Source organism: Nonomuraea sp. NPDC004186 (assembly GCF_053603495.1).
Genome location: NZ_JBSGFQ010000037.1, coordinates 15,031 through 30,946 on the forward strand (window position 1 = coordinate 15,031; position 15,916 = coordinate 30,946).

Here is a 15,916-nt window from a genome sequence, read left to right on the forward strand (position 1 = left end):
GCACGGACTCGTCGAACGCGGTCCGGGCGAGAGCGGCGATCAACTCCTCCGACTCGTTGCCTCCGGGCGGCAGCAGCTCAAGAAGATGGGCCGCGGCGTCACAGGCGCCTTCGAGGACCTCGGCGGTGTCGGCGGCGAGCCGGTTCTCTCCGGCTCCGACACTGCCGCTGCGTCCTGGTAGGTTATAGGTCAATCACTAACCTAGGAGTCTATATGACGGCCGAGAAAGACGACGCCGACCGCCGCGCCGCTGCCCAGCACACCGTGGCCGAGCACCTGCGCCTTACCGCCGCAGGACGCACGGACGAATGGGTGACGCTGTTCGCCCCGGACGCGGTGCTCGAGTTCCCGTTCGCGCCGGTCGGCGTGCCCCGACGGGTAACGGGGCGGGACGCACTGTTCGCGCACATGAGCAGCTTTCCCGAGACCTTCGACGTCGAGTTCGTCGACCTGGTGTTCCACGAGACGGTCGATCCGAGTCTCGTGATCGCCGAGTTCCGCTCGACGGGCACGGCACGGCCGACCGGCAAGCCGTACGAGCAGACGTGCATCTCCGTCGTCCGGACCGATGACGACGCGCTCATCACCCACTACCTGGACTACTGGAACCCGCTGGTGGCGATCGAGGCACTCACACCCCACGACGTGCCGTCCGACCCTGACCTCAGCGTGACTTTTGGAGGCTGAGAAGAGCCGTGTTTAACTGATGCCCATGCCCGCCGCCGGCACCAGCACCAAGAGCGACGAACGACGTCTGGCCATCATGGCCGCCGCGATCGATTGCTTCGCCCAGAAGGGCTTCTACGGTACGACGACGCACGAGATAGCCGAACGGGTCGGCATCTCTCAGCCGTATCTCTATCGCCTGTACCCGAACAAGGAAGCGCTGTTCGCGGCGGCGGTCGACCACGTGTCCGTCGTGATGAACGAAACGCTGGTCGCGCACTCGTCGGCGCCGGGTGGTGCCGGGCCGGCGCCCGAGGCGGCGTTGGATGCGGCGCGCGGCGCCTACGCCGCGCTCGTCGCGGACCGGACCATCCTGCGTTTCCTCATGCACGCGAACTGTGCCGCCGGCGAGCCGCTGGTAGGACAGGCCGTGCGTCGGTGCTACGCCAAGCAGGTTGACACCGTTCGGCAACTGCTGGACGACGACGACGCCGTGCGGCACTGGTTCGGCGCCGGGATGCTCGACAACGTGGTCGCCGTGCTGGGTCTGGCCGACATCGACGAGCCGTGGGCGCAGGTCCTCGCCGCTCGATGACCCGGCACCGGAGGATACGCCCCGCGCCGACTGGCCCGGCGGTCCCGCCACACCCTCATGCGGTCCTGGAGCCCTAAGAGCTGGGATCTTCAGCCGTCGCCGGCAGATGATGGCGCGGCCGAGGGACACGAGGGCCTGGTGGATGTCGTCGCGGATCTCCCAGCGGATACGCAAGCGACGGAACCAGCGCGAGCGTGCCGGCTCGGGACCGGGAGCGAGCGGGGGTTGAGGGGGATCGAAAGGGGGCGCCGGCTGGAATCCCGTGGCGCGCAGCGCCCCCCTCGTGGAAGGCCTTGCTTACGCCGGGGTGCAGGTGAGGGTTGCGGGTGGGGTGTTGGCGCCGGTGAAGGTGCCGGTGAAGCCGAACGACGTCGTCCCGTTCGGGGCCAGGGTGCCGTTGTAGCCGGCGTTGACGACGCTCACGTTGGCGCCCGTCTGGGTCGGGGTGCCGCTCCAGAGCTGGCCGATCTTCTGGTCACCCGGCCAGGTCCAGGTCACCTTCCAGCCCGTGATCTGCGCCGCGCCCGTGTTCTTGACGGTGACCTCCGCCTGGAAGCCGCCCGACCACTCGTTCACTCCCTTGTACGTCGCCGCGCAGCCCGACCCCGTGGTGGGGGTGACGGTCGGGGTCACGGTTGGCGTGACGGTGGGGGTGACCGTCGGGGTCACGGTGGGCGTGACGGTTACCGGCGGGCCCGTGCGGTCGCCGTACAGGATGCCGCGGCCGTTGGTGCCGACGTAGACGCGCCCGTACACCCTGGGGTCGCCCGTCAGGGCCTCTCCCATGTTGCCCCACTGGTGCTTGTCGTCGTTGATGCGCGCCCAGTTCGCCCCGGCGTCGTCCGAGCGGTACAGGCCCGTGACGCCGCCGATCGTGGCCACCGCGAAGATCGCCATGTACGTGCCGCCGGGCGCCGCCTTGCCGAAGCCGACGTTCACCGAATTGGTGATGCCCGACAGCTTCGTGAAGGACGCGCCGCTGTCGGTGGAGTGCCACAGGCCGCCGTCGCCGGCCAGCCACAGGTCGCCTTCCTTGCCCGGCACCGCCTTGATCTTGCCGCTGGTGGGCAGGCCCGAGGCGGCGGTGGCGGTGAAGGTCGCGCCGCCGTTGGTGCTGACGTAGAGGCGCCCGCCGTTGAAGCCGTAGAACTTCATGGCGTTGACGCGGTCCGACTCCACGATCGCCCCCGTGGGCAGGCCGGACGCCTGCTGCCAGGAGTTGCCGTACCCCACCGAGTAGACCGGCGTGACACCCTTGGGCGCCCAGACGAAGCGGGAGCCGTCGGCGGCGGCCGCCACCGTGCCGCCCTCGTCGATGCCGCCCGGCTCCGTGCCCTGGAACCAGTTGGCGCCGCCGTCCGTGGAGAAGGCCACGTGGCTGTCGTTCGGGCGGTCGGAGTCCTTGAAGCTGCCCGCCCGGACCAGGATCGACGGGGACTTCTCGGCGTAGTCCAGGCTGGTGGTCGTGGTGAAGACCGGGGCCGTGAACATCGTCGACGGCACGGCGTCCAGGTTCGTGTGGCGGAAGCCGCCGATGTCGCCCAGGGCGCTGACCAGGGACGCGCCGCTCGGTGGGCTGATCAGGTCCAGGACGGCCGTCTCCTCCAGGCCCTTGGCCATGGGTTTGATGGTGAACTGGGTGTTCGAGTCCCACTTGGCCAGGTCCTCGGTGCCGTAGATCGTGGCGCCGGTGCCGTACATCATCCTGTTGGAGTCGAGCGGGTCGATCTCCAGGGACTCCGTCATCCAGCCGAGCTTGGGCGTGACCTCAGGGGGCTGCGGGTTGGCGCCGAAGGTCAGCCACGGGTTCTCCGAGATGTCCTGCTTGTAGCGGAAGCTGCGGTTCGGGTACGAGGTCCAGTCCCACACGCGGGTCCAGGTCGCGCCGGAGTCCGTGGACCGGAAGAAGATCACGTCCGGCCACCAGGAGATCTGCGTGGCCACCATGATCGTGCCCGGCTTCTGCCGGTCGATGGTCAGGCCGCTGTAGCCGAAGTAGTCGTCGGAGCTGGACGACGGGATGGGGCTGATCTGGGTCCAGGTGCCGGTCGCGGTGGCGTAGCGCCACACGTCGCCCTTGGCGCCGTCGTACGGGCCGCCGGTGTCGCTCGTCGTGATGTAGAGGTAGCCGTTGGTGGTGTCCAGCACGCCCTTGTGGGCGAGGTAGCCGGTCGGCTGGCCGGCCACGCGCGACCAGGTGACGCCCGCGTCGGTGGTGCGGTAGACGGTGTTCTCCTTGTCGGCGACGCCCACGTAGATGGTCTTGGTGGCGGTGCCCTTGGTGGACGAGCGCGGGTCGTAGGTCACCCAGACCACGCCCGGCTTGTGGCTGAGGTAGCCGTTGGAATCGTTCGGGTCCTGGGCGTAGTTGCCCGGGTTCGGGAAGCTGGCCACCTTCGCCCAGGTGGCGCCGTAGTCGGTGCTGCGCCAGAGCCCGTTGCCGTTGGGGGTGCCGAAGTAGAGGACGCTGTTGTTGTTCGGGTCCACCGACAGCGCCTCGCCCATGCCGCGGCCGGGCATGTTCCCGCCCAGTTTGAAGGGGAGCGGGGTGATCTGCCAGTTGTCGCCCTTGTCCGTCGAACGCAGGATCGCGCCGTTGTTGGGGTCCCAGCTGTTGGTGTACATGCCGACGGCGGCGTACACCCGGTTGGTCTGCACGGGGTCGGTGGCGAGGCTGATCACGCCGTTGTAGCCCCACTTGTCCCAGCCTGCCCAGTCCAGCAACGGGGTCCAGGACTTGGTGGACTGGCTCCACCGGTACGCCCCGCCGATGTCGGTGCGGGCGTAGATGAGGTTCTTCTCCGTGGGGTTGAAGATGATGCCGGGTACGAAGCCGCCGCCGTCGATCCTGACGTTCTTGTACGCGTACGGATCCGAGGCGACGGCCGAGACCGGCGACATCCGCACGATAGCCGCCACGAGCAGCACGGCGGCGACCGTGAACATGACCAATAACCTTCTTCGCATGCGCGGCTCTCCCTTTCCAGGCACGCCAGCAGGCGCCCCAAAGGCTTCAGATGACCGCCATGCACGAGCAGAGTGCAGGGACCCTGACCGTCACCGCGCCTTCGCGCATGAGCTACTCAAGAAGGCTCACACACGGGCGCGCTGACGGTCAATAGTTTGGACACACAACGAATTAAGGACGGCAGCATGGAGTTTCCCGAATTCCGGGTCGACGGGAGGGTCGCCCTGGTCACAGGGGCGGCCAGGGGCCTCGGGCGGGCCATCTCGCTGGCGCTGGCCAACGCCGGGGCCGACGTCGCCATCGGCCTGCGGGACATCGGCGAGGACGGCGGCCTGGCCGGCGAGATCACCGGGCTGGGGCGCGCCGCGCTCCCCCTCCAGATGGACATGACGGTCCCCGGCCAGATCTCCCGGGCGGTGGAGGAGACGCTCGACCGGTTCGGGCGGATCGACATCCTGGTCAACAACGCCGGCATCGCCCCGGGCAACCCCGCCGAGGACGTCACGGAGGAGGACTTCGACCGGACGCTCGCGGTCAACCTGAAGGGCACCTTCCTGGCCGGCCAGGCCGTGGGCCGGGCCATGATCCGGCAGGGGTACGGCAGGATCGTGAACGTCGGATCCCAGGCCGGCGAGGTCGCCCTGCCCGGCGAGTCCGTCTATTGCATGACGAAGGCGGCCATCGCCCACCTGACCCGTTGCCTGGCGGTCGAGTGGGGCCCGCACGGCATCACCGTCAACAACGTGGCCCCGACCTTCATCCGCACCCCGGGGACCGAGCAGGCCCTGTCCGACCCGGCGTTCGAGGCGGACGTGGTCGAGCGGATCGCGGCGCTGCACCGCATCGGCGAGCCCATGGACGTGGCCGGCGCGGTGCTGTTCCTGGCCTCGCCCGCCGCCTCCCTGGTCACGGGGCACACGCTGGTGGTCGACGGAGGGTGGACCGTCCGATGATCACACGCGGCTGAGTTCGCGGCTGCGCGCGGCGGCCCACAGCGCGATCGCGATGTAGAGGACCTGCTCGGGGATCCGCTCCCAGAGCGGGGTCACGTCCTGGCCGGCGAGGGCGGCGAACACGTTGGCCGGCAGCAGGCCCACGAAGAGCAGCGCCAGGCAGATCCCGGCGGCCCTGCGGGTCCTTTCGAGCACGAGCCCGGCCGCGCCCGCCAGCTCCAGCACGCCCGTCAGATAGACCACGAAGACCGGGAACGGCACGAACGGCGGCACCATGGCCACCATGTCGGCCCGGTTGGGCATGAACGTCACGCCCTCCGGGACGAAATGCGCGCTGGCCGTCATCACCAGCATGACCGCCAGGCCGTGGGCGGCACTGACCCTCCAGGTGGCGAACCTGGCCACACCCAGCGCGCCCAGCAGCCGGAACGCCAGCATGGCGACCAGCAGAACGATCACGATCACCGGAGCCTCCATTGGATAGTCGAGTTATCTAGACAATAGATAGCACAACTATCCAATCGAGGCAAGGGATGTTCCGTGGCGGCCATGACCATGCTCATGGCCGCCACGAAACGTCATCGGGCGAGCGCGAAGTCCTTGATCCGCAGGTCACCCTTGAACACGAGGTACAGGCTCCCGCTGCCCGCCTTGACCGTGGCGGTCGCCGTACCCCACTGATAGACGCCGCCGGTGGCGGGCACCTGGACGGTGCCCAGCAGGGCGCCGGTCGGCGAGCCGGAGCGCAGCTCCAGCGAGCCGCCGCTCGCCGAGGACACGCCGGCCGTGAACTTGGAGCCGAAGGAGGCGCCGGTGAAGGAGATCCAGTCCCCCGCCGACCCCTCCACGGCCTCGCCGCCGGCCTTGGTCTCGTCCGCGAACGCCACGCCCGCGTAGTCGTCGAAGTCCATCGCCCGCGTGGTCTTCGTCAGGTCACGCACGGGGACGGTCTCGCCGGAGACCCGCAGCGTGGTGGACTGGCGGATCCGGTCGGACGCCGAGCCGACGAGGACGTCGTGGGTGGCGCTCTCCACGGCCCACTTGCCCCGGGTGTAGTCCCAGACCGCCAGGTCGGACTTCTTCAGGGTGAAGGTCACCGTTCGGGTCTCGCCCGGGTTCAGCGTGACCCGCTGGAAGGCGCGCAGTTGCTTGACCGGCTGCTTGAAGCGGGATTCGCGCTGGTGGGTGTAGAGCTGGACCACCTCGTCGCCCTTGACCTTGCCGGTGTTGGTGACCTTGACGCTCACCTTGTCGCCCTGGACGGTCAGGCCCTGGTAGCCGAACGTGGTGTAGCTCAGACCGTGCCCGAACGCGTAGAGCGGCTTGCCCTTTCCGTACAGGTACGTCATCCCGGTCTTGGCCAGGTCGTAGTTGTAGATGTCCGGCAGGCTGTCGCCGGCGGGCCAGGTCTGGGTGAGCCGGCCGGCCGGGTTGACGGCGCCGAAGAGCACGTCGGCGACCGCGTGACCGGTCTCCGCGCCCGCGTGGGTGGTCCACAGCAGGTTCGGGGCGTCCACGACGACCGGGTAGCTGGTCTCCAGGACGACGACGGTGCGCGGGTTCGCCTTGCGCACGGCCTCGATCAGCCGCCGCTGCCCGGCGCCGAGCTGCAGGTTGGCGCGGTCGTGGACCTCGCGCCCGGCCACGAACGGGTGGCTGCCCACCACCACGACCGCGACCTCGGCCTTGGCGGCCTGCGCGGCGGCCGCGGCGACGCCGTCCGAGACGACCTCCTTGCCGAACTTGGCGGCCTGCGCCTTGGGCGCCAGGCCGAGCGTGCCGTCGGCGGCGACGGTCACGTACGGGTCGGGCAGGCCGTACCAGCCCTCGGCGGTCTCGTAGCCGGCGTACCTGATCAGGTAGCTGCCGTCCGCCTGCGTTTCGAGGGCGAACTGCTGCTGGACGTACCAGCCGTCGGGGTCGGCGTCGTCGGTGTCGAGCGAGCGCCAGTCGCCGCCGAGCAGCTTGCCGTTGCCGGCGTTGCGCAGCGTGGACACGCCACCGGTCCAGTCGGTCAGGTCCCACTGGGAGGCCGCGGTCGGCGCCGCGTCGATCAGGGCGGCGTTGTCGTCGGCCCCGGTGCCGGTGGCGGTGAGGTACTTGCCGGAGGCCAGGTGCTTGAGCGCGATCCGCTCCAGGCCCGCGCCGGTGCTGACGTCTCCGACGCGCTCCTTGATCCCGTCCACCGGCGTGACCTGGTACGGCGCCTTGCCCCCGTACCAGTCGCGGTAGAGCGTCCCGGCCAGCGGGCCGACCACGGCCGCCGACTTCGGCGCCTTGAACGGCAGGGCGCCGGAGTTCCGCAGCAGCACCGCGGCCCTGCCGGCGGCCTCCCGGTTGAGCTTCTGGTTGGCCGGGCTGTTGATCACGTCCTTGGTGATCTTCTTGTACGGCCCGCCGTCCGGGTCGAAGTGCCCCAGCCGCGTCCGGATGGTCAGCACGTTGCGCACGGCCCGGTCCACGTCGGCCTGGGTGATGAGCCCCTGGTCGAGCGCGGCCGTCAGGTGCTCGGCCAGCGGCCCGGCGTTGCTGTCGTCGATGGTGTAGCTGTCGAGCCCTGCCTTGAGCACCGCGGCGAACGCCTCGGGCTTGTTGTCGTAGTACTTCTCCGTCTCCGTGAGCGCGTACGGCCCCCAGGCGTCGCTGACGTTGTAGAGCGTCTTGTCCGTCCACGACCTGACAGTGGTGGCGAGGTCGGGGTTGACGTGGTTGGGCCGCCCGTTGACCAGGTTGTACGACGCCATGACCCCGGTCGCGGCGTTGGCCGAGATGGCCGCCTTGAACGCCTGCTCGTAGTACTCGTGCTTGAGCTTCGGCGTCAGGTTGGAGGAACTGGTGCCGCGGTTGGTCTCGTTGTTGTAGGCCAGGAAGTGCTTCAGCACGGGCGCGGTCTTCAGGTAGACGGGGTCGTCACCCTGCAGGCCCTTGCCGTAGGCGGTGGAGATGGCCCCGGTCAGCAGCGGGTCCTCCGAGTAGCCCTCCTCGTTGCGGCCCGCCCGCGGGTCCCGCAGCAGGTCCACGACGGGCGCCCACACCTGCAGGCCCCACAGGACCGGGTCCGCGTCGTTGTAGCCGCGGACCTCGTCGCCGACCGCCGACCCGACCCGCTTGATCAGCTCGGGGTCCCACGTGCTGGCCAGCCCGACGGCCTGCGGGAACACGGTGCCGCTGGCGAACTTCTGGCTCCAGCCGTCGTTGAGGTGGTTGGACCAGCCGACGCCGTGCAGCGCCTCGGTGCCGTTCTTGTGGTACGCGATGCCCAGCCGCGGGATGGCCGCCTGCGACTGGTGCAGCAGGCCCAGCTTCTCCTGGAGCGTGAGCCGGCCGAGCAGGTCGTCGACCCGCTGCTCCACCGGCAGGGCCGGGTTCTGGAACGGGAAGCCGTCGGCCTGCGCGGGAGGTACGGCCAGCAGCGAGGCCGCCAGCGTGAGGGTGGCTAATAGCGGGGTTTTTCGCATCAATGGTTCTCCATCACTTGATGGCGCCGACCGTCACACCTCGGGTCAGCGTGCGCTGGAAGATCAGGAAGAAGGCGACCGCCGGCAGGAGGCCGAGCAGCGCCGAGGCGCTGGACATCGTGGCGTCCATGTACTTCTCGCCCTGCAGCACGGCGAGCGCGACGGGCACCGTCTGGGTGTCGTTCGAGATCAGGAAGATCAGCGGCAGGAAGAACTCGTTCCAGGTCCAGATGAAGAAGAAGATCAGCAGCACGTTGAGGGTGGGTCTGCTGATCGGCACCACGATCCGCCACAGGGACCGCAGCCGCCCCGCGCCGTCGATCGCCGCCGCCTCCAGGATCTCCTTCGGGAACTGGCCCAGGACCGCGCTCAGCAGGTACGTGCCGAACGCCGCCTGGATCACCGTCATGACGATGATCACCGACAGTTGCGTGTCGTACAGCCCGACCGCCTTGGCCAGGTAGTACAGCGGGTAGGCCAGCGCCTCCTGCGGCAGCGTGTTGGCCACCAGGAACAGCACGAGGATCGACAGCCGGCCCTTCACCCTGCCGATGCCCAGCGCGTACGCGTTGAGCACCGACAGCACGACGGCGAGCACGGCCACGGACGCGCTGATCAGGAGGCTGTTCCAGAGTTTCGTGCCGAACTCCACCCGGTTCCAGAAGTCGACGAGCCCCTGGAGGTAGAGCCCGTCGGGCAGGCTCAGCGGCCCGTCGGAGCTGTACTCGGCCGGCGACTTGACCGCGTTGATCGCCACGATCGCGAACGGGAACACCATCACGACCGCCAGCACGACCAGCGCGAACAGCACCGCCCAGCGTCCCGGGCCCCTCATTCCGCACGCTCCTGGACCCGCAGGAACAGGAACGTCACGACGATGATGATCAGGGCCAGCACCGTGGCGATCGCGGAGCCGTACCCGACGTTGCTCTTCTGGAAGAAGTTCAGGTACGAGAAGTACGACGGCACCATCGTCGCGTTGCCGGGCCCTCCGCGGGTCAGCACGAAGATCGGCCCGAACACCTTGAGCGCGGCGATCGTGCACGTCAGCAGCACCACGAAGATCTCCGGCCGGATCTGCGGGAGCGTGATGTGCCAGAACCTGCGCCACCACGAGGCCCCGTCGATCTCGGCCGCCTCGTAGTAGGCCGGGTCCACGCGCTGCAGGCCCGCCATGAAGATCACCACCGGGTAGCCGAGCTGGAACCAGACCATGACCGCCATGACCGTGGCCAGCGCCAGGTCGGGATCTCCGAGCCAGTCGAGATCGAGGCCGAAGATCTGGTTGATCGCGCCGTACGACGGGTGCAGCATCCAGCCCCACACCACGCCGGCCACGGCCACCGGCAGCACCTGCGGCAGGTAGTACATGGCCCGCAGCGCCGAGGCCGTGCGCGGCCCGAACTTCTTGCCGATGTAGTCGAACAGGGCGGCCGCCAGCACGAGGCCGATCGCGGTCGGCACGATGGCCATGGCCACGATCAGGCCCACGTTGTGCTGGAACGACTGCCAGAACCGCTCGTCCTTCAGCAGCCTGGTGTAGTTGTCGAACCCGATCCACCTGGGCGTGCCGACCCCCGACCAGCGGGTGAAGCTCGCTCCCACGTTCATGAGGAACGGCACGACGATGACGACCAGGAACAGCAGCAGACTGGGGGCCAGGTAGAGCCAGTACCCCCTCGTGCGCACCCTCATCTAATTACCGATGTCGGCGAGGTTGTCCTCGTACGGCTTGGCGATCTCGTCCAGCACCGCGGCCGGGGCCTTGCTGCCGTTGATGAGGTTCTGGACCCCGGCGACGAGGACGTCGTAGTAGCCGGGCGCGGGCCAGTCGGGGTAGAAGGCCAGGCCGTCCTGACTGGTGAGCTTGTTGAACGTCTCGATGAGCTCCTTGCTCTTCGCGTCGGTGATCGCGGCCGGGTCCGCGGCCACGGGGACGCCGCCGGAGTTGCCCAGGAGGTTCTGGATGTCCTTGCTCATCGTGATGTCGATGAAGTCGTAGGCCAGGTCCTTGTTCTCCGACTTCTCGGGCACGACCCAGATGTTGCCGCTGGAGCCCGGGGCCATCGTGGCGCCGGGGAAGAGAAAGTGGCCCCACTCGAACTTCTTGATCTCCGAGGCGAAGCGGCCGTACCACCAGCTACCGCTGATCATCATGGGGAACTTGCCGTTGATGAACGACACGCCCATGTCCTCGGCCTTGATCCCCGACGAGTTCTTGGCGATGTAGCCCCTCTTCACCCAGTCGGCGAACGTGTCGGCGCCGTAGGTGAACTCGGGACCGTGGAAATCGACCTTGCCCTTGTAGGACTGGAAGGCGTCCAGCCACGGCTTCTGCGCCTTGGTCAGCGCGAGCTGGTAGAAGATCTGCTGGGCCGGGTACTCGGCGCCGGCCGTGGCGATGGGGGTCACCCCTGCCTTGACGAACGTGTCCATCGCGGCCGTGAACTGCTCGAACGTCGTCGGCACCTGGACCTTGTGCTTGTCGAACAGGGCCTTGTTGTAATAGACCATCACGAACTCGCCGTAGTTCGGCACGCCGTACCACTTGCCGGAGCCCATGACGCCGCGGTCGTCGTACTTGGCGGTGGTCTGCAGGCCGCCGGGCAGCAGCTTGTCCCAGCCGCGCTTGGCGGCCTCCTCGCTCAGGTCGGTGAGCAGCCCCTGCTTGGACAGCAGACCGGCGGTGGCGTTGCCCTTGTTGTACTCCATGATGTCGGGCGCCTCGTCGGAGTTGAGGACCATGCTCGCCGTCTTCTGGATCTGCTCGAAGCCCTTGGCCTCGAACTTGATCTTCACGTTCGGGTGGGACGCCTCGAACTTCTTGATCGCCTCGGTCCACGCCTTGCCCATGGCGCTGTCGGCCGACTCGTAGTGCCAGAGTTTGAGAGTGCGCGGCTGACTGCTGCTCTGGGCGGACGGGGTCTCCGAGCCGCCCGAGCCGCACGCCGACAGGAGCAGGACCGCGGCGGCGAGCGCCGCCGCGGTTCTTGATTTCACCATGATCCCTCCAGGGGGTGTTACGAGATTTCGGCCCGCGCGGGAGCGCCGGCCACCGGGGCGATCTCGACCCCGGTGACGCGCTTCGGGCCGGTGACGGCGACGCGCAGCACATCGCCGTCCCTGGTGGCGACGGCGACCGTCACGCCGTCCGTGTCGTGGATTTCCGCAGTCCCGTCGCCGCCCCCGAAGGCGACGAGGGTGATCTCGGCCGGCACGTCCACCGTGTCCCCTGGGTCGGTGACCACCGGGATGAGCGCGCCGTGCCGGACGAAGAGGGGGATCTGGTCGAGCGGCTTGCCGACCGTGACATAGCGGGAGCCTTCGAGCACCTCGCCCGTCCAGTAGTCGACCCACGTGCCGCGCGGCAGGTACACCTGGCGGGAGCCCTCGGGCGCGGTCATGGGGGCGACGAGCAGGTCCCGGCCGAGCAGGTACTGCAGGTCGGCCTGCCAGGCCACCGGGTCGTCCGGGTGGTCCACGCACAGGGCCCGCATCATGGGCGCGCCGGTGCGAGCCGCCTCGACGGCCGCCGTGTAGATGTAGGGCATCAGCCGGTAACGCAGCTTCAGCGCGCCGACGGCCTGCTCCTCGACGGCCGGGAACTCCCACGGCTCGCGGGTGGTCGTGCCGTGCAGGCGCAGCAGCGGGGAGAGCGCGCCGAACTGGGTCCAGCGCACGTACAGGTCGTCGGTGGGCCGGCCGGTGAAGCCGCCGGCGTCGTGGCTCCAGAACGGCACGCCGGACAGGCCGTGCGCGAGGCCGCCCCTGATCGTGCTGCCCATGGCGGCGTAGCTGGTGTAGGTGTCGCCGCCCCACTGGGCGCTGTGGCGCTGGCCGCCGAGGTACGAGGAGCGGGCCCAGACCAGGTCGTGGCCGTGCACCTCGCGGGTCACGGCGGCGACGGCGTCGTTGAACAGCAGGGTGTAGACATTGTGCAGGTCGGTGCCGCTCATGCCGTTGAAGGCCACGGAGTCGGCGGGCACGCCCTCGGCGAAGTCGGTCTTGAACGTGTCCACACCCTGGCGCAGGAGGTCGCGCAGCAGGCCCTGGAACCAGGCGACGGCCTGCGGGTTGGTGAGGTCCACGATCCCGCACGCCGGGAACGACCCGTGCCAGCAGTCGGCGACGTATGTCTCCCCCGCCCGATTCTTCAAGAAATATCCGGCATCAGATGCCTGCGCGAAGGCGGGGCTCAGGTGGGAGATATACGGATTCATCCACAGGCAGACCCGGAACCCCATCCCCTTGAGCTCGGCCAGCATCGCGTCCGGGTCGGGGAAGTTCACGGGGTCCCACTGCAGGTCGGACCAGTGCCCGTCGCTCTGCCAGTAGGTGTCCAGGTGCAGCACGTCGCACGGGATGCCGCGCTCCCTGATCGTCCGCGCCCTGGCCAGTACCCGCTCCTGGCTGTCCACGCAGAACCCCGACGAGATCCACGTCCCGAACGCCCACTTCGGCGGCAGCGACGGGCGGCTGGTCAGCAGGTCGTAACGGTCCAGGACCTCCGGCGGCGTCGGCCCGGCGATCACGTAGTAGTCCATCACGTCGTCCGGCACGAGGATCTGCACGACGCTGTGCGTGGACTGGCACACGTCGAACTCCGTCGGGGCCCCGCTGTCGACGAGGACTCCGTAGCCCTTGCTGGAGACGTACAGGGGGATGTTCTTGTACGCGCGCTGCGACTCGGCGCCGAACGCGTCGAAGTTCCACATGAGCGGGCGCTGGCCGCGCTTGTCCAACCGTGTGAACGACTCCCCGAACCCGCTGAAGGCCTCGTCGGGCGCGGCGGCGAAGCTCTCGTGGTAGGCGACGGGGGCGCCGTTGACGCTGGAGCGGCCGAAGGGCAGCGTACGCAGCCGTCCGCTGATGTCGGTGTGCCCCCGATCCTGCTCGACCAGCGTCTTACCGGTCGCGTCCGTGAATCTCAGGTGCCACGGTGCCAAGCTGATCTCGGCCCGCAGCGAGCCCGCGTCGATCACGATCGGCTCGCCTGGCGCGACCCCGGCACGTGCCCCTGGATACGTACCGGGGGTCACCAGGGAGATGGCCCCTTCCGAGCGCGGCCGGGCGGTCGCGTCCTCCGACAACCGCACCCGGATGACTCCCTCACCGGCCACTCCCACCTGGACGACCAGCGTCTCCTCCGCCGTGGTGACCGCTTTCACCATCACCTCGGCGCCGTCGGCCGCGACCAGCTCCGCGGCGGTCACCGCCGACAGACCACCCTCGCCTCGTCCGCGAACCGGAAGCTCGGGCGGGTCCGCGACGAAGTACTCGTGCGTGACCAATGGGGGGCGATAGGGCATGGAAGCTCCTTACAAACGGCTGCGCCAACTCGTGAATTAGTTTGCTGTCCATACCAACAAACGTCAACGGTATGGCCCTGCCGCATCCGCGAGTCCGGGGGAGACACAGGTCACATCGGATAGGTGTTATGTCTCTGCCGCGCCGCGTGTCTTGGGGGTGGAACAGCAGACAGCGGAAAGAACGGAAAAGACATCATGAGCAAGGTCTGGTTCGTCACCGGTTCGTCGCGGGGCCTCGGCCGCAGCTTCGTCGAGGCCGCCCTCTCGCGCGGCGACAAGGTGGCCGCGACCGCGCGGACCACCGAAAGCCTTGACGAGCTGGTCGCCGCCTACGGCGACGCGGTGCTCCCGCTCGCGATGGACGTGACCGACAAGGCCGCCGTCTTCGAGAGCGTGAAGCGGGCCAGGGAGCACTTCGGCCGTCTGGACGTCATCGTGAACAACGCCGGCTACGCCCAGATCGGCGCGATCGAGGAGCTGACCGAGCAGGAGCTGCGCGACCAGATGGAGACCAACCTGTTCGGCGCGGTGTGGGTGATCCAGGCCGCGCTGCCCTGTCTGCGCGAGCAGGGCACAGGGCACATCATCCAGCTGTCCTCGGCGGCCGGGCTCGTCGCCATGCCGCTCGGCGGCGCGTACCACGCCTCCAAGTGGGCCCTCGAGGGCTTGAACGAAGCCCTCGCCGGCGAGGTCGCCGAATTCGGCGTCAAGGTGACCATCATCGAGCCCGGCGGCTTCGCCACCAGGGACGGCAAGAACCCCGACCCGCTCGCCAACGGCCACATGGCCCAGCCCGACCCGGCCTACGACGGTCTCCGCCGGCGCCTCGGCGCGGTCGCGGGAAAGCAGCCCGCCGGCGACCCGGCCGCCGCCGCCCAGGCACTCCTCAAGCTCGTCGACTCCGAGAACCCGCCCCTGCGGGTGCTCTTCGGGCAGGGCTTCTACCCGATGATCCAGCAGGCCTACGCCGACCGGCTCAAGACCTGGGCCGACTGGCAGGATCTCTCGGCACAGGCGCAGGGCACCCAGCGCCCTGCCACGCAGGAGAAGGACGACAGATGAGCGATCAGACCACCAACCCGGCGACAGAGATCTTCCTCTCCTACCGCAACCTGCTCTTCACCGTCGCCTACGAGATGCTCGGCTCGGCGGCCGACGCCGAAGACGTCCTGCAGGAAACCTGGCTGCGCTGGGTCAGGGCCGATCTGGATCAGGTGCACGACCGGCGCGCCTACCTGATCCGGATCACCACCCGGCAGGCGCTCAACCGCCTGCGCAGCATGAAGAGCCGCAAGGAGGCGTACGTCGGCCCCTGGCTGCCGGAGCCGCTGCTCACCGCGCCGGACGTGGCCGAGGACGTCGAGCTCGCCGAGAGCGTGTCGATGGCGCTCATGCTCGTCCTGGAGACGCTGTCGCCGACCGAGCGCGCCGTCTTCGTGCTGCGCGAGGCCTTCGCCGTCGGCTACGACGAGATAGCGGCCGCCGTCGGCAAGAGCCCCGCGGCCGTCCGCCAGATCGCCTACCGGGCCCGCCGGCACGTCGAAGCCCGCCGCCCGCGCGAGGCGGTCTCCGCGGACCAGACCCGGGCGGCGCTGGAGTCGTTCCGGCGCGCCCTCGAAGCCGGCGACCTGCAGGGCCTGCTGGACGTGCTCGCCCCCGAGGTCGTCCTGGTGAGCGACGGCGGCGGCGTCAAGCAGGCCGCGCCACGGCCCATCGCCGGCGCCGGCAAGGTGGCCCGCTTCATCGTCGGCGGCCCTGGCAAGGCCGGCGTCGCGCTCACCGGTGAGCCCACCGTGGTCAACGGCAGCCCGGCGCTCATCCTCCGGGTGGACGGCGAGGTCGACGGCGTCGTCGCGATCGGCGTCGGGGACGGCCGCATCACCGGCCTCTACTACGTCCGCAACCCGCACAAGCTGACCCGCATCGCATCCGAGACCCCGCTCACCCTGCAATGACGCCCCTCGGTG

Annotated in this window: 12 protein-coding genes; 5 read left to right on the forward strand and 7 right to left on the reverse strand. The window is 69.0% G+C overall.

Features of this window, described 5'->3' with window-relative positions; translation table 11 throughout:
* Positions 1-213: 213 nt before the first annotated feature.
* Complete coding sequence (locus ACWEPL_RS28035; protein WP_363962356.1) at positions 214-687, forward strand: nuclear transport factor 2 family protein; 474 nt, start codon at positions 214-216, stop codon at positions 685-687.
* A gap of 25 nt (positions 688-712) precedes the next feature.
* A complete protein-coding gene (locus tag ACWEPL_RS28040) occupies positions 713-1,261 on the forward strand; it encodes a TetR/AcrR family transcriptional regulator (protein WP_452437901.1) in 549 nt (182 codons plus the stop codon).
* Between the two features lie 297 nt (positions 1,262-1,558).
* Here the strand turns inward: ACWEPL_RS28040 and ACWEPL_RS28045 are convergent, their stop codons facing one another.
* On the reverse strand, positions 1,559-4,207 hold the full coding sequence (locus ACWEPL_RS28045) for a cellulose binding domain-containing protein (protein WP_452437902.1): 2,649 nt from the start codon (positions 4,205-4,207) through the stop codon (positions 1,559-1,561).
* A 207-nt stretch (positions 4,208-4,414) separates the two neighbouring features.
* On the opposite strand from ACWEPL_RS28045, the gene ACWEPL_RS28050 reads away from it, so the two are divergent.
* Entirely contained in the window at positions 4,415-5,182 is a 768-nt protein-coding gene (locus ACWEPL_RS28050; protein WP_452437903.1) for an SDR family NAD(P)-dependent oxidoreductase, read from the forward strand.
* On the opposite strand, the gene ACWEPL_RS28055 is transcribed toward ACWEPL_RS28050, so the two are convergent.
* The 6 genes from ACWEPL_RS28055 to ACWEPL_RS28080 form a co-directional block, all read right to left on the reverse strand.
* A complete protein-coding gene (locus ACWEPL_RS28055; protein WP_452437904.1) occupies positions 5,183-5,647 on the reverse strand; it encodes a DoxX family protein in 465 nt (154 codons plus the stop codon).
* 113 nt (positions 5,648-5,760) lie between these two features.
* Positions 5,761-8,640, reverse strand: coding sequence for a glycoside hydrolase family 3 C-terminal domain-containing protein (locus ACWEPL_RS28060; RefSeq protein ID WP_452437905.1), 2,880 nt, complete (start codon positions 8,638-8,640; stop codon positions 5,761-5,763).
* Between the two features lie 13 nt (positions 8,641-8,653).
* A complete protein-coding gene (locus ACWEPL_RS28065; RefSeq protein ID WP_192790081.1) occupies positions 8,654-9,475 on the reverse strand; it encodes a carbohydrate ABC transporter permease in 822 nt (273 codons plus the stop codon).
* A complete protein-coding gene (locus ACWEPL_RS28070) occupies positions 9,472-10,335 on the reverse strand; it encodes a carbohydrate ABC transporter permease (RefSeq protein WP_363962350.1) in 864 nt (287 codons plus the stop codon). The genes ACWEPL_RS28065 and ACWEPL_RS28070 overlap by 4 nt, the downstream gene beginning before the upstream one ends.
* Entirely contained in the window at positions 10,336-11,643 is a 1,308-nt protein-coding gene (locus tag ACWEPL_RS28075) for an ABC transporter substrate-binding protein (protein WP_452437906.1), read from the reverse strand.
* A 17-nt stretch (positions 11,644-11,660) separates the two neighbouring features.
* Positions 11,661-13,949 carry a TIM-barrel domain-containing protein gene (locus tag ACWEPL_RS28080; protein ID WP_452437907.1) on the reverse strand — a complete coding sequence of 763 codons (2,289 nt, stop codon included), beginning with the start codon at positions 13,947-13,949 and terminating at the stop codon, positions 11,661-11,663.
* Positions 13,950-14,144: 195 nt separating this feature from the next.
* Here ACWEPL_RS28080 and ACWEPL_RS28085 point away from each other — a divergent pair, with 195 nt between their 5' ends.
* Together ACWEPL_RS28085 and ACWEPL_RS28090 are read left to right on the forward strand one after the other, a co-directional pair.
* Positions 14,145-15,011: an SDR family NAD(P)-dependent oxidoreductase gene (locus ACWEPL_RS28085; protein WP_363962347.1), complete on the forward strand. Its 867-nt coding sequence runs from the start codon at positions 14,145-14,147 to the stop codon at positions 15,009-15,011.
* Positions 15,008-15,904: an RNA polymerase sigma-70 factor gene (locus tag ACWEPL_RS28090; protein WP_452437908.1), complete on the forward strand. Its 897-nt coding sequence runs from the start codon at positions 15,008-15,010 to the stop codon at positions 15,902-15,904. The genes ACWEPL_RS28085 and ACWEPL_RS28090 overlap by 4 nt, the downstream gene beginning before the upstream one ends.
* The last annotated feature ends 12 nt before the right edge of the window (positions 15,905-15,916 follow it).

Coding starts and splice junctions, on each gene's coding strand:
- ACWEPL_RS28050 (WP_452437903.1), top strand. CDS start 4,415: ATGGAGTTTCCCGAATTCCGGGTCGACGGGAGGGTCGCCCTGGTCACA.
- ACWEPL_RS28040 (WP_452437901.1), top strand. CDS start 713: ATGCCCGCCGCCGGCACCAGCACCAAGAGCGACGAACGACGTCTGGCC.
- ACWEPL_RS28045 (WP_452437902.1), bottom strand. CDS start 4,207: ATGTTCACGGTCGCCGCCGTGCTGCTCGTGGCGGCTATCGTGCGGATG.
- ACWEPL_RS28070 (WP_363962350.1), bottom strand. CDS start 10,335: ATGAGGGTGCGCACGAGGGGGTACTGGCTCTACCTGGCCCCCAGTCTG.
- ACWEPL_RS28085 (WP_363962347.1), top strand. CDS start 14,145: ATGAGCAAGGTCTGGTTCGTCACCGGTTCGTCGCGGGGCCTCGGCCGC.
- ACWEPL_RS28035 (WP_363962356.1), top strand. CDS start 214: ATGACGGCCGAGAAAGACGACGCCGACCGCCGCGCCGCTGCCCAGCAC.
- ACWEPL_RS28075 (WP_452437906.1), bottom strand. CDS start 11,643: ATGGTGAAATCAAGAACCGCGGCGGCGCTCGCCGCCGCGGTCCTGCTC.
- ACWEPL_RS28060 (WP_452437905.1), bottom strand. CDS start 8,640: ATGCGAAAAACCCCGCTATTAGCCACCCTCACGCTGGCGGCCTCGCTG.
- ACWEPL_RS28080 (WP_452437907.1), bottom strand. CDS start 13,949: ATGCCCTATCGCCCCCCATTGGTCACGCACGAGTACTTCGTCGCGGAC.
- ACWEPL_RS28090 (WP_452437908.1), top strand. CDS start 15,008: ATGAGCGATCAGACCACCAACCCGGCGACAGAGATCTTCCTCTCCTAC.
- ACWEPL_RS28065 (WP_192790081.1), bottom strand. CDS start 9,475: ATGAGGGGCCCGGGACGCTGGGCGGTGCTGTTCGCGCTGGTCGTGCTG.